Source organism: Nonomuraea sp. 10N515B, assembly GCF_052245915.1.
Lineage (GTDB): Bacteria > Actinomycetota > Actinomycetes > Streptosporangiales > Streptosporangiaceae > Nonomuraea.
In genome coordinates this window covers 20080-40585 of the sequence record NZ_JBQQBQ010000076.1, presented here as the reverse complement: position 1 = coordinate 40585, position 20506 = coordinate 20080, and the positions used below count along the sequence as shown (strand labels likewise).

The 20506-nt window shown below is 68.9% G+C and carries 19 protein-coding genes and 1 pseudogene; 10 read left to right on the top strand and 10 right to left on the bottom strand.

All coding sequences use genetic code 11. The annotated features are described in order from the left end of the window. Nucleotides 1–57: 57 nt before the first annotated feature. The 10 genes from ACTWQA_RS51655 to ACTWQA_RS51610 form a co-directional block, all read right to left on the bottom strand. Nucleotides 58–378 (bottom strand): hypothetical protein, encoded by a 321-nt coding sequence (locus tag ACTWQA_RS51655; RefSeq protein ID WP_443166166.1) that lies wholly within the window; start codon nt 376–378, stop codon nt 58–60. 84 nt (nt 379–462) lie between these two features. Next, nucleotides 463–876, bottom strand: a complete 414-nt coding sequence (locus ACTWQA_RS51650; RefSeq protein WP_443166165.1) for a DUF2752 domain-containing protein — start codon at nt 874–876, stop codon at nt 463–465. Between the two features lie 189 nt (nt 877–1065). Then, a complete protein-coding gene (locus ACTWQA_RS51645) occupies nt 1066–1590 on the bottom strand; it encodes a helix-turn-helix domain-containing protein (RefSeq protein ID WP_443166168.1) in 525 nt (174 codons plus the stop codon). 128 nt (nt 1591–1718) lie between these two features. Next, nucleotides 1719–2351 (bottom strand): HAD family hydrolase, encoded by a 633-nt coding sequence (locus tag ACTWQA_RS51640; protein ID WP_443166164.1) that lies wholly within the window; start codon nt 2349–2351, stop codon nt 1719–1721. 1035 nt (nt 2352–3386) lie between these two features. Next, entirely contained in the window at nt 3387–3755 is a 369-nt protein-coding gene (gene crcB, locus ACTWQA_RS51635) for a fluoride efflux transporter CrcB (RefSeq protein WP_443166163.1), read from the bottom strand. Continuing rightward, nucleotides 3752–4120, bottom strand: coding sequence for a DUF190 domain-containing protein (locus ACTWQA_RS51630; RefSeq protein WP_443166162.1), 369 nt, complete (start codon nt 4118–4120; stop codon nt 3752–3754). The genes crcB and ACTWQA_RS51630 overlap by 4 nt, the downstream gene beginning before the upstream one ends. Further along, a complete protein-coding gene (locus ACTWQA_RS51625; RefSeq protein ID WP_443166161.1) occupies nt 4117–4605 on the bottom strand; it encodes a fluoride efflux transporter FluC in 489 nt (162 codons plus the stop codon). The genes ACTWQA_RS51630 and ACTWQA_RS51625 overlap by 4 nt, the downstream gene beginning before the upstream one ends. 195 nt (nt 4606–4800) lie before the next feature. Then, on the bottom strand, nt 4801–4968 hold the full coding sequence (locus ACTWQA_RS51620; RefSeq protein WP_443166160.1) for a hypothetical protein: 168 nt from the start codon (nt 4966–4968) through the stop codon (nt 4801–4803). Nucleotides 4969–5037: 69 nt separating this feature from the next. Beyond that, nucleotides 5038–6237 carry a hypothetical protein gene (locus ACTWQA_RS51615; protein ID WP_443166159.1) on the bottom strand — a complete coding sequence of 400 codons (1200 nt, stop codon included), beginning with the start codon at nt 6235–6237 and terminating at the stop codon, nt 5038–5040. After that, nucleotides 6234–6836: a DivIVA domain-containing protein gene (locus ACTWQA_RS51610; protein ID WP_443166158.1), complete on the bottom strand. Its 603-nt coding sequence runs from the start codon at nt 6834–6836 to the stop codon at nt 6234–6236. Before ACTWQA_RS51610 ends, ACTWQA_RS51615 begins: the two co-directional genes overlap by 4 nt. Before the next feature lie 671 nt (nt 6837–7507). Here ACTWQA_RS51610 and ACTWQA_RS51605 point away from each other — a divergent pair. From ACTWQA_RS51605 to ACTWQA_RS51560, 10 genes and pseudogenes are all read left to right on the top strand, one after another. Continuing rightward, on the top strand, nt 7508–7912 hold the full coding sequence (locus tag ACTWQA_RS51605; RefSeq protein WP_443166157.1) for a helix-turn-helix domain-containing protein: 405 nt from the start codon (nt 7508–7510) through the stop codon (nt 7910–7912). Next, the gene (locus tag ACTWQA_RS51600; RefSeq protein WP_443166156.1) at nt 7905–9974 is read left to right on the top strand and encodes a heavy metal translocating P-type ATPase; all 2070 of its coding nucleotides are present in this window, start codon (nt 7905–7907) and stop codon (nt 9972–9974) included. Before ACTWQA_RS51605 ends, ACTWQA_RS51600 begins: the two co-directional genes overlap by 8 nt. Then, nucleotides 9971–10321: a DUF3703 domain-containing protein gene (locus ACTWQA_RS51595; RefSeq protein ID WP_443166155.1), complete on the top strand. Its 351-nt coding sequence runs from the start codon at nt 9971–9973 to the stop codon at nt 10319–10321. Before ACTWQA_RS51600 ends, ACTWQA_RS51595 begins: the two co-directional genes overlap by 4 nt. Nucleotides 10322–10860: 539 nt before the next feature. Further along, nucleotides 10861–12765, top strand: coding sequence for a PQQ-binding-like beta-propeller repeat protein (locus ACTWQA_RS51590; protein ID WP_443166154.1), 1905 nt, complete (start codon nt 10861–10863; stop codon nt 12763–12765). Between the two features lie 488 nt (nt 12766–13253). Next, a pseudogene (locus tag ACTWQA_RS51585) lies at nt 13254–13556 on the top strand (transposase); the annotation flags it as partial. 106 nt (nt 13557–13662) lie between these two features. Then, on the top strand, nt 13663–14013 hold the full coding sequence (locus ACTWQA_RS51580; protein WP_443166153.1) for a methylated-DNA--[protein]-cysteine S-methyltransferase: 351 nt from the start codon (nt 13663–13665) through the stop codon (nt 14011–14013). Between the two features lie 136 nt (nt 14014–14149). Continuing rightward, a complete protein-coding gene (locus ACTWQA_RS51575) occupies nt 14150–15247 on the top strand; it encodes a hypothetical protein (RefSeq protein WP_443166152.1) in 1098 nt (365 codons plus the stop codon). 37 nt (nt 15248–15284) lie between these two features. Then, nucleotides 15285–15995, top strand: coding sequence for a hypothetical protein (locus tag ACTWQA_RS51570; RefSeq protein WP_443166151.1), 711 nt, complete (start codon nt 15285–15287; stop codon nt 15993–15995). A 112-nt stretch (nt 15996–16107) separates the two neighbouring features. After that, nucleotides 16108–16500, top strand: coding sequence for a hypothetical protein (locus tag ACTWQA_RS51565; protein WP_443166150.1), 393 nt, complete (start codon nt 16108–16110; stop codon nt 16498–16500). A gap of 209 nt (nt 16501–16709) precedes the next feature. Then, entirely contained in the window at nt 16710–19847 is a 3138-nt protein-coding gene (locus ACTWQA_RS51560) for an NACHT domain-containing protein (protein ID WP_443166149.1), read from the top strand. Nucleotides 19848–20506 lie beyond the last annotated feature (659 nt).

Here is a 20506-nt window from a genome sequence, read left to right as displayed (position 1 = left end):
ACTGCTTGGGGTCCTGCTGTGGTCCTGCCACCTGCTCCAACCTCTTCCAACGGGTGATCAAACTACCCGCGGCTGATAGGTGTTTCGGACCGGGACTGGTTCATTAGCTCTGACGCGGATGGCGCCCAGCCAGGAGAAGCCGGTCCAACACCCCATGAACAGCAGGCCGAGCAAGACCGTCAGGACACCGAGGACGCGCGTGGCCACGTCCTGATAGGCCGGCAACACTGCGCTCAGCCCGCCGAACGCCGCTCCGTAGGCGGCGAACAGCGCCGAGAACCCCAGCATGAACAGCGCTCTCCCGAGCACCGTCCGCACTCGGCCACCCATGGCGTCGGCTCCCGCCATGCCGGTCACGTACGACAGGTGGCCCGGCACCAACGGCAGGCAGCACGGAGAGGGAATTCTAGGAAACGGTCTTGGCAGCGCTCCGCACCGGGAGGACGATCGCGGTCGAGCGGTTCACGAAGCGAGAAGGCCGGCGTGAAGTTGCTGGTTGACTGCCAGCGCGATGACGGCCAGAGCCAGCACGACGATCACAGGCTTGCTCCAACGCCACTCGATGGTCAGCCAGCGGCCCGACAACACACCCACCAGATGGCGCACCAGCGCGAGGACCGCGCCGACGGCCAGCAGCGGGCTCAGCGGATTGTAGGTCCAGGCCAGGCGCCACTCGGTGAGCATGGTGTAGCGCAGTGCCCGCGTGCCACCGCACAGCGGGTCCATGATCCCAACATGATGCAACGGAGTATGCACGTCGGCAGGTGGCAACCCGAAGATCGCGAGCATGGCGCCAACGAGCAGACCGGCTGCGGCGACGTACGTCCACACCCGATGCCGATCCGATGAATCCCAGCGCAGGCCCACGGAGGCCATACGGCCGACCCTATACGACGACGTGCGGTGCAGGGATTTGCCCTGCACCGCACGTGCTCTTTTGATCATCGCAACTTGCTAGGAGTCTTCCGACCTGCCTGCGGTCAGGCCTTGTACCCGGGGTAGCCGTAGCCCACGACCTGGGACTGGGCCGGATGCGCCCCCGTCGAGCCGCCCAGACGTCCAGAGTCATGTCAGGCCGAGGGCCCGGGTCGGGCCCTCGGCCGGGGGCATGAGGTCAATGAGGCGGGCGGACAGGTCGTAGGCGCCGAACTTGTAGGCGACGGCGTCGGCTGAGCGGCAGGCGGACGCGGTCAGGGCCGCGATGATGGGCCGCTGCTCGGGCGGCGCGGACTGGAGTGCCCGGAACAGCTCGCCGAGCAACCCGGGCAGGCGGCGTGTGATCTGCACGTACTGGGCCGAGAGCCTCCATGTGGCTGCCTGGCCTACGGACTCGCGCAGGTCAGGCAGCGGCCGGACGGGCCCGTCGTCGGGCAGGTCGTAGGCGGCGATGGCGGCCGACAGGGCGGGGATCGCCACCCGGATGCGGGAGCTTGCCTGCGCCCGGTCGGCAAGCAGGATGGACGGGTCGATGCCGAGCGTTGCCGCGATCGATTCCAGGATCCCGTCGCTGGCACCTCTGGCTCCGCGTTCGATCTTCCGCAGCGTGCCCACGTGGATGATCGCGGCGTCCGCCAGCTGCTGCTGCGTCAGGTGGGCGATACGCTGCGGTGGTAGGCGATGCGCTTACCGATTCCGCCGTGGGGGGCTGAAGGCATCGGGAGCTCCAGTGCGAGGCTTCATCTCGGACTGTAGCGACCTGGTGACGGGTCTGCCCAGGGTTAGGTGACGATGGTGGCGAGCTCGGTCAGTGCGTTGATCCGCCAGTCCGCCGCAGCCGCTTCCGGTGTGTCAGCCCACAGGTGCCCCCACGGGCCGCGTCGGATGTGGGCGGTCCGGAGCCCAGCGGCTTGAGCCGGGGCGATGTCGTTGGCGGGGTGGTCTCCTACGTAGACGATCTGGTCGGGTGTGGTTTCGGCGAAGTGGATCAGCCGGGTGAAGAACTCGGGCGAGGGCTTGGCCACGCCCCACTCCCCTGAGGTGGCGATCGCATCGAGGGGGAGGTCGAGCGCGCGGAGCAGTTCGGCGGCGCGAGCGGTCTGGTTCCCGGCGATCACCACGCGGTGGCCGTCCGCGCGCAGACCTGCGAGCGCGGGTCGGACGTCCGGGTAGAGGTCGGATTCTTCGATGCGTTCGCCGCGGCCAGCGGCCTCGCGCGCTTCGTATTCGGCGTCGAGGTCGATACCGGGCCGGAGTAGCCGGAGCGCGTCGGCGTTGTCCCTGCCTTGAGCGACAACTGCGCCCACGAGCGCGGACAGCGTGTGCCGGGGGATACCGAGCCAGTCTGCCCACGCGGCCCAATATCGGCCGTCGCGGACGATGGTTTCTCCGACGTCAAAGGCGAAGGTGAGCACCAATTGAGCCTATAAGCGCCCAGATTGGGCGGTCCCGGGGGGCCGGTCAGGCTGGATACCCGCCCGCCCCGCAAACGGGCGTTTGAGCGGGGCCGGCGCTGGCATCGCAGAAGGAGGCTGCGCGGCGCGGTCCCAAGTCTAGTTACGACTCAAGCACTCCTATTCGGAAAGCGCCGCATGGCGGGGTGAAATGGGTCATGAGCCTTCTACGGCGCTCACCCAAGCCACCTGCTCGCCCGCCGGAGCTGCGTCCGCCACGCTCGATGTGGTGGTGGGCCCTCCCCGCTGCGCTGCTGATCGGCGCGGCCTTCTGGCGCGCCACTGAGTGGCTGCTGCAGGACGTGGGCAAGGTACCGGCCGAGCAGATCTCTATTCGCACCGAGGCCGCCTGTACCGCGCTGGCGGCCGCCGCCGGCGTCGGCGCCGCGGTGACGCTGATGCTCGCAGTGCGCCGGCAACGGCATCAGGAACTGACCGCCGCGCATACCACGCACGACGCCGCCGAGCGCCGGGTCACCGAGCTGTACAGCAAGGCCGCCGAACAACTCGGCAACGACGAGGCGCCGGTCCGCCTGGCCGGCCTGTACGCTCTGGAGCGCCTCGCCCAGGACACCCCGGCGCTGCGCCAGATCATCGTGGACGTGATCTGCGCCTACCTGCGCATGCCCTACACCCCGCCCCCCGGGAGACCGCCCCGGCCGAGCCCACCGTACCGCGCTGCCATTGCTGGCGTCTCCACACCTGGCACGGAACGCAATCCACACGAAGAACGCCAGGTCCGCCTGACCGCCCAACGCATCCTGGCCCTGCGTCTACAGCCTCGGCCTGGGCCTACCATTTCTCGTCATCGCCTGGACACTGGGCCGGGCCATGCACCAGCTGGCGCTTGCCCGCATGCCGGACGCAGCAGTGGCGAGAGCGGCACTAGGTGCTGCAAAAAAGCGCATCCCGGCGTAACCAGCCCGGCAGCGCCGCCGCTGGCCATCGCCACTCATCTCTCCAGCGTGCGCCGTTCCCACCATGACCACCAGCAGGTCAGGGCCAGCCGGCGACGGCCTTGGCCACCAGCAGCCCCATCGCTCCGGCGCCGAGTCCGGCCACGATGCCGGCGACGATGTTGGCCAGCGCATAGAAGCGCGAGCCGTCCTGGGTCAGCCGCAGTGTCTCGTAGCTGAAGGTGGAGTAGGTGGTCAGCGCACCGCAGAACCCGGTGCCGAGCAGCGCCGACCAGGCCGCATCGGCGGGCAGGCCTGCCAGCAGGCCCAGCACGAAAGAACCGGTCAGGTTGACGGCCAGGGTGCCCCAGGGGAACACCGAGTCATGCCGGGACTGCACCAGCCGATCGGCCAGGTAACGCAAAGGGGCGCCGATCGCGGCCCCGAGGGCCACCAGCAGCACCGTCACCGGCCACCCACCCGTCCATCCGCCGGCCCGGCCGTGCGGCCCACGTAGCGGATCACCTCGACCTCGTCCAGGATCACCAGCCCTTCGCTGATCAGCTCGTCCAGTTGGGGGAGGAACCCGCGGATCTTGTCCTCGGTATCGACGATGATGACGACCATCGGCAGGTCCTCCGACAGCGACAGGATCCGCGTGGTGTGGACGTGGTTGGAGGCGCCGTAACCTTCGATGCCGCGCAGTACCGAGACGCCGGCCAGGCCTGCCGCGTGCGCCCGGTGCACGATCTCGTAGTAGAGCGGCCGGTGATGCCACTGGTCGCTCTCGCCGATGAACACGCTCAGCCGCAGCGCGGATCCCTGCAGTTTCACCACAACCTCCTTCGTTCCCGCCGGGCCAGCGCCAGCGCCTGGCTGGTCGCCACGGCGCCCACCCAGACCGCCATCAGGGCGCCGACCAGTGTGGCGGCCAGGTAAACCAGGGCCACGCCGGGCTCCCCGGCCCGCATCGCCTGGTGGATGTCGAGGATGTAGGTCGAGAAGGTGGTGTAGCCGCCCAGCACGCCTACGCCCCAGAACGGGCGCAGCAGCCGCCGTCCCGTCCACACCTGGTCGATCAGCGTCATGAGCACGCCGATCAGCAGGCTGCCGGACACGTTGATCACAAACGTGGACCACGGGAAGCCGGTCGAGGCGTGCGGTAGCGCCGCGGAGATGCCGTAGCGGGCCAGTGCGCCCAGCACGCCGCCGGCCGAGATGGCCGCCAGCACCGGCCAGGCCCGCGGGTGCAACTCCGCACGTATGGCAGGGACATGGACGTCGACGTCGGAATCGACGGGCGCAACGGGCTCCTGCATACGATCCTCCCTACCAGAACGACACACATCTCCTCTGGTAGGGACCGTTGGCGGCGGGCATGGCCGCGGTTCTCCCGTCGATCGGGGCGGCGGGCCCCACCGCCGCAGGATCTCGCCCTTTCGAGCGAGGTTCTGTCATTCACAGTACCGGCAGCACCAGGCCGCTACCCAATCCTCATCACGTACGTCTCAGCCTCACAGCAGGTCTTTGATCAGGTGATTTCCTGCGCGGGCCAGGAAGGCGGTCGGCGGACCTTCGGTGAGCTTGCCCTCCCGGGGCGCACGGGCGAGTTCCTGGATCTTCTCGTGCGCCTTGGCCGCCAGATCGCCGGAGATGCCGCCTCGGCGCTGCTGGGCGGTCACGGCCTGGTCGAGGGCGGCTAGCCAGGCCCGCGAGCCCGGTACCGCAGGACCGGCGCCACCTGATGACGGCTAGCCGGTCAGCAGCTGCAGCAGCCGGCGGCGTTGCTGCCGGCTGATCTCGCCGACACGGCGCTCGGGGCTGATGCCTGCCCGCCCCAGCAGCTTGCGGCTCGTGTCGGGGCCGTAGCCGGGCAGCGCTTGGAGCACCTGGCCTACCGCAAGATGCTCGACGGCGGCATCGGTGCGGGCCAGTACCTGGGAGATGCTCATCCGCCCGGCGGCCAGGTCGGCCGGCACCTGTCCGGATGGCGTCGCATGCGCCGGTGAGGCCTCCATCGGGGTGCGGGCCGCTGCCGGGCTCGGCTGGATCGTCCCTGCGGCCGTCTCGTGCCCGCCTTCGGCCTCGTGCCCGCCTTCGTCGTGCCGGTGGCCGGCGGCCACCAGCGTGCCGGCCGCGATCGCGATCACGGCGGCGGTGGCCAGCTGCTTCTTCGACAGGCGGCCGTCGGCCTGCCGGGCGGCCGCTAGCTTCAGCCCGACGAACGCGGTGCGCAGCAGCACTCCGGTCACCAGGGCCAAAAGGATCGGCACCAGGCGTTCCGGGAGCGGGCTGATCACTGCGACAAGCACCCCGAGGGCCGGACTGACGCAGGCCACCACCAGCCACGGCGCCAGCCGCTGCCCGGCCATGTCGATCAGGATGGCCAGCGCCAGCCCTTCGCTGGCGTAGTGCACCACCAGCGCGGCGACGACCACCACCGAGGCGCTCAACGCCAGCGTCGACCCCTCGATGGCCCGGTGGGTGGTGAGCGCCGCGGCGGTGCCCATCCCGCCGAACAGCGCGGCGCCGACGGCCTCCTTCAGGCGGCGATGCCGCCCAGGGGCGTGCGCACCCCCGCGCGGACCCTCCTGCGTCGGGCAGGCGCAGCCTTTGCGGGTGAGATAGGTCAGCACCAGAAACCCGACCGCCAGGGCCAGCGCGGCGAGCCACAACGGCACCCCCGTCTCGGCCGCCTCGCCCCAGGCGTCGGGCAGCATGTCGGTCACCGCGATGACCAGCATGACCGCAGACGAGACCGCCAGCCACCCCACCACCCGGGCGGAGTTACGCCGGGCCAGCCAGGCTCCGGCCAGGGTCGACAGCGCGACCAGCAGCACGCTGATCCATACCGCGGCTCCACCGGCGTCGCCCGCTACCCCGTCAGCCAGGGCCATCCTGTCACCGCTCCAGGCAAGACAGTCGCCGCTGCTGATCGTCGGGCGCGTCATCGGGTCTGCTCTGTCTGCGTGCTGCCCGGCCGCACCGGGATGATCTGTCGCTGCGCGGCTCGCGCCGCGGGACGGCTCTGCAGTTCGGCCAGCAGGCCCTGCTGTTGACGGATCTGCTCGGACAGACCGGCGGCCGCCCGTCCGAGCAGGTCGCTGATCTCGCGCTCCTGCTCCGCCCTGGCCTCCTCCAGCGCGGCCATGGCGGCACGGTGCCGTTCCTGGGCCTCCTGCTCAAGGGTGGCGGCGCTCTCGCGGGCGGCCTGCAGGATACGCTCGGCTTCCTCGTGCGCTTCGGCGATCATCTCATCGGCCATCTCCTGCGCCCTGGCCAGCATGCGGCCGACTCCCTCGCCGCCGCAATCTCGGCTGGCCGGCCGCTGGCGAAGCTCCTGCCGTTCGTGCAGCAGCCGGGTCAAGGTGGCCTCCACCCGGCCTAGGAAGGTGTCGACTTCTGCGAGTTCGTAGCCTTCCCGGAGCCGGACCGTGGTGAAAATCTGAGCACGCACCTCGTCGGGAGTGAGCAATCCCTGCCCGGGATGGATATCCCCGTACACCTGCGTGACGCAACCGTCACCGCCGTTATGGTGTTTGTCGCACACGACTATCTTCCACCGGCCTCTCTTTCTTGCCGGCCTGCATTTTAAGAATGCAGGCAAGCCGGATTTTCTAGCCGCATGAATCCTCGTCACAGCACGCCCCTGACGCCTGTTTCGGCTGCTCCGGCCGCTGCTCCGGCTGGTCGTACGTGCAGACTGCGCCGCCGCCGGAGCAGCACGAGTCGGGCTGGGGATTTTCCGCGCTCACACGCATGGGGGGCTCCTTTAGCAATGGCCGTCCGAATATGGAGGCCGCCTATTGTCCATGTCCCCGGCAGGGTTTCAGTAAAACAGGGGTGATCGTAAAGTTTGCCGGTCGGCCCGCCGTTGCGGTCGACGGGGGTCAGTCGACGAAACGGCACGTAATGCTTGTACTTCTGCCCGTGCATGGTTCTGCACTTCCACCTGCACGTACGCCCACATTCGTATTAAAGTCAGTCGGATTAGGTCATTTTCCAGATGCCGAGGGCGAAGCGCCCCGCGCGAGTGGCGTAGGCGGTGCACGCCCGGCTGCCGACTGCGGCCGATACGGCTCTGCCGTCAGGGCGGACCTCGATCTGCTTGGCGGCAGTCCAGGCGGCCACCGCCGAGGCCGACACCGCCCAGGGTCAACGATACAGTAGATCCTGAATCAACTGTTGGCTTGATTCAGGATCGACTGTATCGTTGGAGGCATGGAGAGCCCTGACCCTCATGCCCTCGCCGTGGCCGTCAACGCCGAGGCCCTGGCCCGCGTCGGCACCGCGCTGGCCGATGAGAACCGGCGCCGGTTGCTGCTGGAGCTGCTGAACGAGCCCGCCTACCCCGCCGACCTGGCCGAACGGCTGGGCATGACCCGCGGGAACGTGTCGAACCACCTGGCCTGCCTACGCGGCTGCGGGCTGGTGCGCACCGTGCCGGTGGGGCGCCGGGTCCGCTACGAGCTGGCCGACGCCAAGCTCGCGCACGCCTTGGCCGAGCTGGCCTCCCTGGTGCTGCTCGTCGACCAGGGCGAGGCCGCCCCCGCCGACGAGGCTTGCACGCCCGGCGACTACGCCCGGACCACCCAGGACGTCCGCGAGGAGACGGATCATGTCTGACGCGTGCTGCGCCCCCGACGCCGCCGGCGGCACGCACCAGGACGACGAGGCCGCGACGGCGCCTTCGGCGATCTGGCAGGTGCGCGAACTGCAGGCGGCCACGGCCTCTGGGGCGCTGCTGCTGGCCTCCCTCCTGGCGCCGGGCAGCTGGGGGACGGTGCTGGAGCTGGCGGCGCTGGTGACCGGCGCGGCCACCTTCGTCCCCGGCGCGCTACGCGCCCTGCTGCGCGGCCGGCTCGGCGTCGGCCTGCTGATGACCATCGCCGCCGCGGGCGCGGTGGCCCTGGGCGAGTACGGCGAGGCCGCCACGCTGGCGTTCCTGTTCGCCATCGCCGAAGGACTCGAAGGCTACGCAGTGGCCCGCACCCAGCATGGGTTGCGCGCCCTGCTGGACCTGGTGCCCCCGACCGCGCGCGTGCTACGGCCCGGCGGCACCGAGTCCGAGGTCGCGGCCGCCGACCTGCGCGTCGGCGACGTCCTGCTCGTACGGCCGGGCGAGAAGATCGCCACCGACGGCGTCGTCACCGCCGGCCGCAGCGCGCTCGACACCTCGGTCGTCACCGGCGAATCGGTGCCCGTCGAGGCCGGCCCCGGCGCGGAGGTCTTCGCCGGGACGGTCAACGGCGCCGGAGCGCTGGAGATCACCGTCACCGCCACCGCACGCGACAACTCACTCGCCCGGCTGGTCCACATCGTCCAGGAGGCCCAGGAGCGCAAGGGCGCCAGCCAGCGCCTGGCCGAGCGCTTTGCCCGCCCGCTGGTGCCCGGCGTGCTGGTGCTGGCCGCGCTGGTCGCCGTCGCCGGCAGCCTGCTGGGGGAGCCCGGCGTGTGGATCGAGCGCGCCCTGGTGGTGCTGGTGGCCGCTGCGCCGTGTGCGTTCGCCCTGTCCGTGCCGGTCGCCGTGGTCGCCGCGATCGGCGCCGCGTCCAAGGCAGGCGTGCTGATCAAGGGCGGAGCCGCGGTCGAGGCGCTGGGCAAGGTCACGATCGTGGCGCTGGACAAGACCGGCACCCTGACCCGCAACGAGCCCGCCGTCATCGACGTCGTGCCCGCGCTGGGCACCGACCGCGACCATGTCCTGGCCGTGGCCGCCGCGCTGGAGGCGCGCAGCGAGCACCCGCTCGCCGCCGCGATCCTGGCCGCCCGGCCCGACCCCGAACCGGCCGGCGAAGTGGAGGCTGTACCCGGCAACGGGCTGCGCGGCACCATCGGTGGGCGTCCCGCCCTGCTGGGCAAGCCCGGTTTCATCGCCCCCGGCTCGCTCGCCACAGAAGTGATCGGGCTGCAGGACGCGGGCGCCACTGTGGTCCTCGTCGAGCACGACGGCACCCTGCTCGGCGCGATCGCCGTCCGCGACGAGGTCCGCCCCGAGGCCGCCGAGGCCGTCGCCCAGCTCAAGCGGCAGGGCATCGAGGTGGTCATGCTCACCGGCGACAACGCCCGCACCGCCGCCGCGATCGCCGCCGACGCCGGCATCACCGACGTCCGCGCCGAGCTGCTGCCCGCCGACAAGGCGCGTATCGTCACCGAGCTGAAAGCCCGCGGACCGGTCGCCATGGTGGGCGACGGCATCAACGACGCCCCCGCCCTGGCCACGGCCGAGGCCGGCATCGCCATGGGCGCCATGGGCAGCGACGTGGCCATCGAGGCAGCCGACATCGCCCTCATGGGCGAGGACCTGCGCCGGCTGCCCGACGCCATCGCCCACACCCGCGCCGCCCGCGCCATCTTCACCCAGAACCTGCTGTTGTCCGGCGGCATCCTCATCACCCTCGTCCCGCTGGCCGCCACCGGCGTGCTCGGCCTGGCCACCGTGGTCGCGACCCACGAACTGGCCGAGGTCCTGGTCATCGCCAACGGCATCCGCGCCGGACGCCGCACCCGGCTGCCGCACCACGCGGCGCTGCGCGCCGCCGCCCGGGCCCACACCGCCCGCACGGTCTGGCAACCGGCTGGCAGGACACTCCTGCCCATCGCGATCGGCGCCAACGGGCCTGGCAGCGACCAGACCGGCGCTTGCACTGACGGCTGCTGCCCGCCCACCACAGAGGAGTCTCGATGATCGGCCGCCCGATGCCCGCCTCCGTACGGGCCGCCTACCGCGCCGAGATGCGCGCCGCCCGCACCACCATCGACGACGCGGCGCGCTGGCGGCACCTGGAACGCGCGCACATCCTGTCCCAGCCCTGGCCCTGGCCGCACACGGCCAACCACATCGCCATGTTCGCCCTGGCCGTACGGCAGCGTGACCGACGAGAAGCAATCGGCCAGATCATCCGGATCATCGTGGCCGCGCCCGGTAGCGCTCTGGGCCGCTACCCCGAAGGCAACACCGGCCGCGCCGCCGTTGGCCTCACCGAGCCCATGCCCCTGCCCGCCGACCTGGCCGAGCTGCTCCAGGCCGCCTGACAGAGAAACCGGCTGCAGACATCGCTCTGGGCGACACTGGTGGGCGACGGCGTCGCCCGCATCCTCACCGGTCTGCAGCACTACCTGCACTTCTGCCGCTGACCTCCAGCAGGCGCCCAGTGGCAAGGTGTCCCTACCGGCGCTCCAGCAACAGCGGCAAACCCCGCGAGAGATCGTGCGGTGGAAGATGCGCTTTGTCGTGTCCACTGCCGCGCGGCGATAGCCACCGCGCCGGCCCGGACCTTCTGCCACGCGCTGTTCGATCATCGGAGAGCACGATCAGTTCACCGCCGGGGAGTTCCTGCTGGCGCTAGCAGCACGTCAGACAGACTCAGGGATGCTGCCTACAAGATCCCCATGGGCTGAGAGCTGACTTCTGCGCCGCTCGTTTTTGGGGACGCATTGGGGACGACGCCGGCTGGGTAGGCGACGTCCCCCAGGGACAAGGTCCAGGCTACCGCTCAAGCTTGATTGATTCTCGCCCCGCATGATACGAATTGCGCAAATATCGGTCTAGTCCGTAAATGGAAGGCAGCCCCATGCCGTTCAACGCAGTCGTCGCGGGCGTCATGGCCGCCGTCCTGACGACCGGCGCACCAGCGCCGGTCGTCGAGGACCTGGGCCCCGCGTCGTCGGTCACCTCGATCAATGGGTCGGAGTTCGTCGGCGACAAGCTCTACGTCGCCACCGGCGGCATCAAACCGACCAGGATCGGCGCCTACGACCCCGCTCAGCGCAAGGTCACCTCCATCACCGAGCTGCCCTCGGGCGATGGTGCCTGGGCCACCGCCGTCGTCGGCACCGACCTCTACGTCGGCACGTATACGCCCGGCGACATCCACAAGGTGGACACCACCACCGGGACGGCCACGAAGGTCGCCGACGTCAAGCCGGACAACTTCGTCTGGTCCATGGCCGCTTCCGGCGACGGCAAGCTCTACGCGGGCACCTACCCGGGCGGCAGGGTCGTCGAATACGACACCGCCACCGGCCGGACCCGCGACTTCGGCCAGGCGGCCGCTGGCGAGCAGTACGTTCGCAGCATCGCGGTCGACGACACCACGATCTACGCCGGCGTCGGTGCACACGCGCATCTGATCGCCATCGACCGGGCCACCGGAGCCAAGCGCGAGATCCTCCCGCCCGAGCTGGCCGACCGCACTTTCGTCGCCACGCTCACCTTGAAGCAGGGGCTGCTCGCGGCCGGCCTGTCGGCGACCGGTGACATGCTGCTCATGGACACGGCAGACCCCTCGAAGTACACGCTGGTCGACGCGCCAGGCGACTCCTACGTGACCGCCATCGAGATCGACGCGGCCAACAACGACGTCTACTTCGGTACGCGTCCCTCGGGCACGCTCTACCGCTACGACCGCGACACCGCCGAGCTGGAGAAGCTGGTCGTGCCGTACGACGGGGCGTATTTCAACCGGATCTTCCTGCGCGGCGGCAAGGTCGTCGCGGTGCTCACCAGCCAGGTCGTCGAATACGACCCGGCCACCAAGGAACTGACCGGCGTCGACCTCACCCAGGCCGGCATGCCGCCTGCGCCGGAACTCGCCATGGCCATCACGGCGACCGAGGACCAGGTACTCGTCAGCGGCAAGGCCGGGGTCCAGGTGCACGATCTGGCCTCCGGCAGAAGCACGCGCACCTTCCTGCCAGGCGAGGCCAAGGTGATGACCCCGATCCGCGACCAGGTCTACCTGTCCGTCTATACCCTGGCGTACCTGTTCAGCATGCGGCCTGACGGCTCCGACCTGCAGCGCCTCACCCGCGTCGGCGCCGACCAGAACCGGCCGCTGGCCGCGCACTACGACAGGCTTACCCGCCGCCTGCTGGTCGGCACCCAGCCGGAGTACGGCCTGCACGGTGGCGCCCTGGCCCTCTACGATCCGTGCAAGAACGCCGTCGAGGCCTTCCGCGACGTCGTCGAGAACCAGTCGATCAGTGCGATCACCAGCTTGCTCGGGACCGCCTACGTGGGCAGTGAGATCTACGGCGGCCTCGGCACTACTCCGATCGAGCCCGAGGCCAAGCTCGCCGCCTTCGACCTGCGCACCAAGCAGGTCCGGTGGAGCCTGGTCCCCGTGCCAGGAGCCAAGCGGATCAGCGCGCTGACCGAGCAGCGCGGCAAGCTGTACGGCATCGCCTCGACCGGAGTCATCTTCGAGTTCGACCCCTGGCGCAAGAAGGTCACCAGGGTCGTCCCGGTGCCGGTGACGGGTGGGGGCAGCGGCTCGCTGGTCGAGGCCGGCGGCAAGATCTACGGCACCGACGGCAACCAGGTCTACCGCCTGGACACCAGGACCATGACCGTTTCCACGGTCGTGTCCGGGCTAGCCGCCCAGGCGTACGGCACGCAACCGCTGCTGGCGGCCTCGCCTGACGGCAGCAGCCTCTACGCGCTCAAGGCACGCAATCTCGTTCGGATCAAGCTTTAGCGGGAGAGTCTCCACCGAAGCCGGGGCGATTCAGACACCTGCCACCAGAGGAGTTTGAAGCTCTCTACTACGCTCAATACCAGCCCAACGAACCCGTCGGAATCAACCGCTGAGGTCTCCATCAAAGTCGGGGCGGTTCAGGACGCCCCGCGAGCTACGACACAGCTTCGTGTCCTTGCTCTCAGACCAGGGCATTCCCTTGAGGAGATGTCTCGTCTGGTCGGCCACAGCAGTACGGCGGTAACCGAACTGGTCTACCGCAAGCAGATCAGACCCGTCATCCAAGAAGGCGCAACCGCCATGGACCGAATCTTCAAGACATGAGCCGATGACCTTGAACCGCCCCGGCTTTGATACGGCAGCTGTAGAGCGTGATCTTGATGTTGAGGCAAGTGCCCCGTCTCACTCGATTGGCGAAATCTCATCAGAGGTGAGGCGTTTCTCGATCTATTCAGTCGAGGAGGCGGCTGCGACGATTGGGCCGGCTGGTGGACTGCTTTCCACGCCGGGAGACGCGGCTGACCTGCCAGAACATGGTCCAGGCGATGCTGACGATCGACGAGAGTGCCAACTGCTGGAGCCTGGGCGAGGCGATCGGCCACCGCGGCCCCCACGTGTTGCAGCACTTCCTGTCCCGGGCTTGCTGGAACGATGACCTCGTGCGGGAGTGTCTGGCCGCCTGGGCGATCGGCCATCTCGGCGAGGAGTCGGTGGTGCTCGTGGTGGACGAGACTGGCGATGCCAAGTCCTCTACCGACGCCGTCGGGGCGGCGCGGCAGTACTCCGGGCGCTCGGCGGGTCGGCTTATGCCAGGTGGCCGTGCGTCTGTTGTATGGCACCGCGGCCGGCCGACCGGCTCGGGCTCGCGGAAGTCCATGATTCGGATCGTAGGCCTCCGTGGTCGCGGAGCTGAACGCTTATTTCGCCGGAGAGCTGAAGGAGTTCGAGACGCCCGTGGACTGGCGGCTCATGTCCGGCGCGCGGCTCCAGGTGCTCCAGGCCCTGCACAAGGTCCCGTACGGCACCGCCGTCACCTACGGCGAGCTGGCCCGGCTCAGCGGCTCGACGGTCCCGGCCCGCGGGATCGGCTCGATCATGGGCTCCAACCCGATCCCGATCGTCGTCCCCTGCCACCGGGTGATCGCGGGCAACGGTCTGGGCGGGTTCAGCGGCGGCGAAGGTGTGGAGACCAAGCGCTGGCTGCTGACCTATGAGGGTTATCTGCAGCCGACGCTGCTCGACCTCTAGCAAACTTGTGCACGTGCGCCTGGACGCGCGAGTACGTGCGCGCCGGTGACCCCTACGGATTGGAGCTGGCCATGGTGGACGGCGTGCCGTGGATCGCGGGCGGCGTACAGCGGCCCTTCGTGATGAGGAGAAGCCGGTGAGGGCGCGGCCGCTGGTCGTCCTGACCTGCCTGATGACGCTGGGCTGCACCGCGGAGCCAACGCCGGCCCCCACGCCGGTGACCGCCACGTCGGCGAGCACGCCCGTGGTCACGATCAGCCCCGGGCCACCGCTGGAGGAGATCCCCCTGTCCACGAAGTGGCAGCGCGTCCCCGGGCTGCCCCACGACGACCGGTGGGAAAGAGGACTGCATGACGTCGCCGCCGCGGGCCCCGGCGCGGCCTGGGCCGTGGGCTACCACGGCTGGGAGGACAACGTGAAGGGGACGCTGCGCGGGTGGGACGGTTCCCGCTGGCGCAACGTCGTCCCCGAACGGCTGGGCAGCCTGCATGGAGTGGACGCCGACGGCCCCCGCAACGTCTGGGCGGTGGGAAGCTCCGCGTACGATCCCCTCGCCCTGCAGTGGGATGGGCGTGCCTGGCGCCGTCACAAGCCGCCCCAGGCAGGGCGGGACGTCGCGGTGGACGAGAGCCGGGCGGTCATCATCTCCTACTCGGGCGCCATCCTGTGGGACGGCGCCCGCTTCACCAAGGTGCTCGACCTGGACGAGAAGACTACCGAGTTGACGGCGGTCGACGGGGGCTCCGGCCACACGTGGATCGCCGGGCGGCGGGACGAGCGGCTGATGATCTGGCACGGCAGGAACGGCCTGTTCCAGGAGGCGAAGGTGCCCGCCGTACCCGAAAGCACGCTCAACGCGATCTGGCAGAACAGCCCTTCCGATGTGTGGGCGGTGGGCAAGGCCGGCGCGGACCCCCTCGTGCTGCGCTGGGATGGCGGCTCCTGGCAGCGCGTCACCCTCCCGGCGGGTTGGGGAGGGGAGCTGCACAGCGTGACCGCGTTCGGCCCCGACGACGTGTGGATCGCCGGCTGGGACGAGGTCCGCCGGCCCAGCTACGTCGCGATCCTGCACTGGAACGGCCGTACCTGGAGGAGCGAGCTGCCTCCCTCGCCCGGCGTGGTGACCCATGCCGAGATCGAGCGCATCCCGGGTACGTCACAGATCTGGCTGATGACGTCGGTCGAGAACGGCGACTCCGAGTCGATCGTGACCTTCCGCCGCCGCCAGCACTGAACGGCACTTCGCATACGGCCCAGGGGGAGTGGAACACGTGACAATGCTCTATTCCACAGTTTCGGATTTCTGCACCGTGTTCACCACCCACGACGACATCGGGACTGCCGCGTCACTGATCGGTGCAGTCCCTCTGACGGTGGACTACCGGATGCCGGAGGCTTACAACGAGAGCACCGTCACCATCCTCCGCTGGGGCGATGGGATCCTGGTCACACATCCCTACTACAGCGACCTATGTGCCCGCCAAGAGGTCATGAGGGCCCTGTCCCGCGATGGCCACCTGGCCGTCTGCTTGACGTGGGGACTCTCGATCGCCCCGTGGTCGAAAACCCGCTCCAGGATGGATCCGTGGCGCTCGGCGGGGGCATTATTCGCGTACTTCGCCTACGCCGCCAACGGGAGACTGGAGGTCGGGTTCGACCCTGACGACTTCGACAAGGCCGACCCGGACGCCCGGTGCGGCTGGAATACCGGGGCGGTCGACGACTACCTACATGACCTGGACTTCAGCCCACTCATGGTCGAGACACAGCAGCCGTCCGAGAGGGGTTCGGGACAGAGTCGGGGCGCCGTTTCCCGGCACGAGGATGCCTGCATCACCATACTGGAACGCATCGCAGGCGCTGCCTTTCCGGTCGATCACAAGCGGCCAGCCGGGCCTCATATCGGCTTCACCATCGCCAGGCCGCTCCCAGCCATGAGTGTTGCCGAGTTCGCCCACTTCATGGGTCCACCGCTCAGTTGAGGCTCGCGTCGCCGGCTCCATGCAACCGGTGAAGCCGGCGACGCCTCTCTTAGTAAATGCGGTGTCAGTTTACGGCTAAGGTCGCTGCAGGAGCTTGAGGCGAACGTCCGCCTTGTCGAGACTGATCCTCGCCGAGGGCGGCGTTCGAGGTGCGGACGGGGACGTCGATGGCAAGGCCAGCGAGCAGCTTCGCCAGGACGCCAAGTTCACCGCGCTGGGAGAGGGGCTGCCCAGCATCCTTACCGATCTCATCGCCATCACCAACGACTCGTCGGCCGATCGCGATCGAGCCGAAGCGTTGATGCTGCGGGCCTGCCACATGGCGCGGGTGTCGTCCAACCTCCTGGGGCATCACGACCTGGGTTGGGCCGCCGTGCAACGTGAGCTTGTCGCCGCTCAACGCGTCGGCGCCCCTGACCTGGTCGCTGCGGCGAGCTGGGATCTGTGCGGGGTGTGGCTGCACGAAGCGCAGCTCGACCCTGACAAGGCCGTCCTGGGGGACTAGGCCAAGGGGGTCGGATTTTGGGGCTAACTCGCTGACGTCGGCTTGATGCTTGGCCTGGCGCCCGCCCGCCCGATGTTGATCCCCAGCGATCATGCAGAGTGCTGCTGACCTGTATAACCTCATCCCTGCAATGCGCGAAGCCACCCTCTGTACGAACCCCGCAGAGTCCGCGAGCATGATGGCACACGCGAAGGGCGAGGGAGGCTTCGGTGCCAAACGGTCTGAGCTACGCCGACGCCGTGAAGCTCCTGGGCGGTTCCAACACCGGGTTGGTGGCCGCATTGGACAGGCTGACCGGCGGTGTGCTGCTGGCGGCCACCGGCGGCGGCTCCGAGTTCGTGCTCAGCCTCTTCGACGCCAAGGGAGAACTGGCACGGCTCAGCGGCGAGCTCGTGAGCGGCCTAGGCGACCGATTACGTGGTTTCGGCCGCTTCGACAGGACCGAGCGGCTCACCGCCGCCCACAAAGTGATCGTGCTCACCGGCTTCTTCGAGGCGTTGAGCGCTGTCACTCCCGCTGAGCTACGGCTGGACAAAGCGGCGCAGGTGACCGTCGTAGGCAGTACGCAGCCCTCCTCGAACCGGCTGCGTGACCTCGTCGGAGTGCTGCTCGACAGCGATATCCCAGGTGAACCGCTGAAAGCCGGCGAACACACCATGCATGCGGTTCTGCGCGAGTTCTACGCCTCCTTGAGTGAGCGTCTCATCGCGTACCTTCGAGAGACGGACGCCTGGACCCGGCTCGGCTCCGTGGAGGAGATGGAGCGTCATCTCACGATCGATGTACCCGATGCGGCGATACGGCGTTACGAGGAGCACCTGCGACGCCTGGCCGGAGAGTTCCCCGAGGTGGCGTTCTGGGCGAACCGGCTCCACCACAGCGCCACCCACGAGCAATTGCTGCGGCTGCATGCGGGGCTGGAGGGGCTGGGACGAGTCCTCGGCGACATCGCCGCAGGCACGGCGGTCGCCGACCACAGGCGTCTCGCGCTGACCAGGCGCTACCAGCGCGTCCTGGACCGGCCGATCCTGGCCACCGACGACGTGCCGGAGGGGCTGGCCATTCCGTCGCTGGCGGCGGCGTACGTGAACCCCAGCTTCCGGGCCGCAGAGGTCACCCATGCTTCCCCGCTCGATCAGGAGCAATGGTGGGACCAGCATCCGGTCCGGGACGACCTGCAAGGATTCCTGATCGGCTACTTGACGTCGATCAGTGCCACCTGTGGCCCGTTGATCGTGCTGGGCCAGCCCGGTTCGGGCAAGTCGGTGCTCACTCAGGCGCTGGCGGCCCGCCTGCCCGCCGCCGACTTCCTGACCGTACGTGTGGCGTTGCGCGACGTACCGGCCGACACCGACCTGCAGTCTCAGATCGAGTATGCGATCAGGGACGAGACCGGCGAAACCCTGACCTGGCCGGCGCTGGCCCGAACGGCCGGAGGCGCCCTCCCGGTCGTCCTGCTGGACGGGTTCGACGAACTGCTCCAGGCCACCGGCATCGGCCAGACGGACTACCTGGAGCAGGTCGCGCGCTTTCAGGAACGCGAAGCCGACCAGGGACGCCCGGCCGCCGTCATCGTCACCAGCCGGATCGCGGTCGCTGACCGAGCGCGTATCCCGCGCGGAGGAGCGACCGCCATCAAGCTCGAGCCGTTCAGCGATCAGCAGGTCGAACAGTGGCTCACGGTCTGGAACGACCACAACTCCTCGAGCCTGGCGGCCCGCGGACTGAGGCCGCTGCCCCGGGACGCGGCGCTGCGCCAGCCGACCCTTGCGGGGCAGCCGCTCCTCCTGCTGATGCTCGCCCTCTACGACGCCGCCGACAACGCCCTGCAGCAGCCCGGACAGCGACTGAACGAGGCCGACCTGTACGAACGGATCCTGCGGCGCTTCGCCGAACGCGAGATCCACAAGACCAGGCCGGAGCTGGCGGGCGGACCGCTGCAGGACGCCGTCGAGCAGGAACTGCTGCGCCTGTCCATCGCCGGTTTCGCCATGTTCAACCGGGGCCGCCAGTGGGTTACCGACGATGAGCTCACCGCCGACCTCACCGCCCTCCTCAGAGAGTCTCCGAGCGAGCATCGCTTGGCGGACTTCCACGCTCCGCCGACGCCCGCCCAGCAGGTCATCAGCCGCTTCTTCTTCATCCACCAAGCTCAGGCGCTCCGAAAGGACGGCGGCCTCACCACCTGTGAATTCCTGCACGCGACGTTCGGCGAGTTCCTCGTCGCCAGGTTGACCCTTCGCGAGCTGGCCGACCTGGCCGCAGCGACCGCGGCGCGGAGCAGGCGTTCGGTCGACGACGGTTTCGTACGGGCGCTGCTGTCCTTCGCGCCTCTGACCACTCGTGGGCAGATCGTCGACTTCCTCACCGTACTCACCGGGCAGTTCACCGATGATCAACGCCGATCGCTGCGGAGCCTGCTGCTCACCATCTTCCATGGAGCTCTCGAAAGCCCCATGGACACCAGCCATGACAGCTACCAGCCGGCTCAGTTCACCTTGCCGGCGCGCCATGCCGCCTATTCCGGCAATGTGCTGTTATTGATCGCGATGATCAGCGGTCCCGTGACCGGCCGAGAGCTGTTCCCCCGCGCGCCCTACCCGGCATCATCATGGCGGCGCCGTGCGTTGCTCTGGAGATCCCAGTTCAGCGCCGAAGCCTGGAGGAATCTGGCTGCCATCCTCTCCTTGGAGCGGACCTGGTACAGGAACGATCGCGACGTGTCCATCGACATGGCGCCGGACCAGGTCTGGAGCGCTCCCGAACTCGACCCCTACTGGACCTTCTACGGCTCGACGTACGCCATCAGCAGGGAATGGGAGGGCTGGCATGTGGTCCGGACCCAGCACCTGCTCCGGGAGAGTCATTTCACCGGCGACCTGGGGCAGGACATCGCCTGGCACGCACTGGAGGCGATCACCCGCGAGTTGGACGGCGTCGACAGCGAGGGACCGGATGACGTGGAAGCCACGAGCGCGTTCGGCGTTCTCTCTCCGGGTCGGGCGCTGTCCGTCACGAACGCCATCACCAGAGTGTGGCTCGCCTCCAGCCGTCCCACCGGGGGCGACGATCTCCAGCAGGCGTACGAAGACTGCTTCCTGGTCATCCTCCGCAGCCGGGAGGAGGGCGACACGGTGAGCCGCAACGTATATCTGGCGAGGGTCCTGCGCCAACTCGCCGCCGATCGAGACCGCCTCTCACCCGACTACCGCGCCGATGTCCTCGACTTCCTCAGCTCACTCAACGAATCGATCGTGAACGAGCCGTATCTGGCGAGATTCCCCGTCGTACGGCGCTGGGGCGAGCAAGCCTTCGAAGACGTCGGCTGGCCGACCGCCTCTGAGTAACGTGCGAAGGGTCCGCTGTCGGCGCTGGGGGAGGCGCACATCCTCCGTACGGCTCTCGACGCCATCTCGGTCACCTTCGCCGGTGCTCCAGCAAGGGCGAAGACGGTACGGCGCAAGCGCGCCATCCTGCATCACCTGCTGGAGCACGCGGTCGAGCAGAAGGTGTTCAGCAGCAACCCACTGGACGAGATCAAATGGACGGCGCCCAAGGCTGTCACGGTCGTCGATCCTCGCACGGTGGTCAACCCGGCCCAAGCACGGCAACTCCTCGACGCCGTCCCCCAGGTGGGCCGCAAGCGAGGTGTTCGGCTCAAGGCGCTGTTCGCCTGCATCTACTACGCCGCCCTCCGGCCGGAGGAGGCGGCTCCTACTCCAGCTCGGCTTACTCCTACGTCTGGCAGGAAGCCCGCAAACTTGCCTTCACCCCGGAACAGATCGCGTTGTCGCTGCCGCCAGGCCGTACGGCGCCACGCGGCGGTTTCGCTCTGGCTGAACGCGGGCGTCCCGGCCCCCGAGGTCGCCAAACGCGCCGGTCACAGCGTTGACGTCTTGCTGAGGGTGTACGCCAAGTGCATCGACGGCCAGCAAGATCACATCAACGGCAAGATTAATAACGCCTTGGACACATAGCTCGCTTTACCACCTTCGGCCCCGGCTCG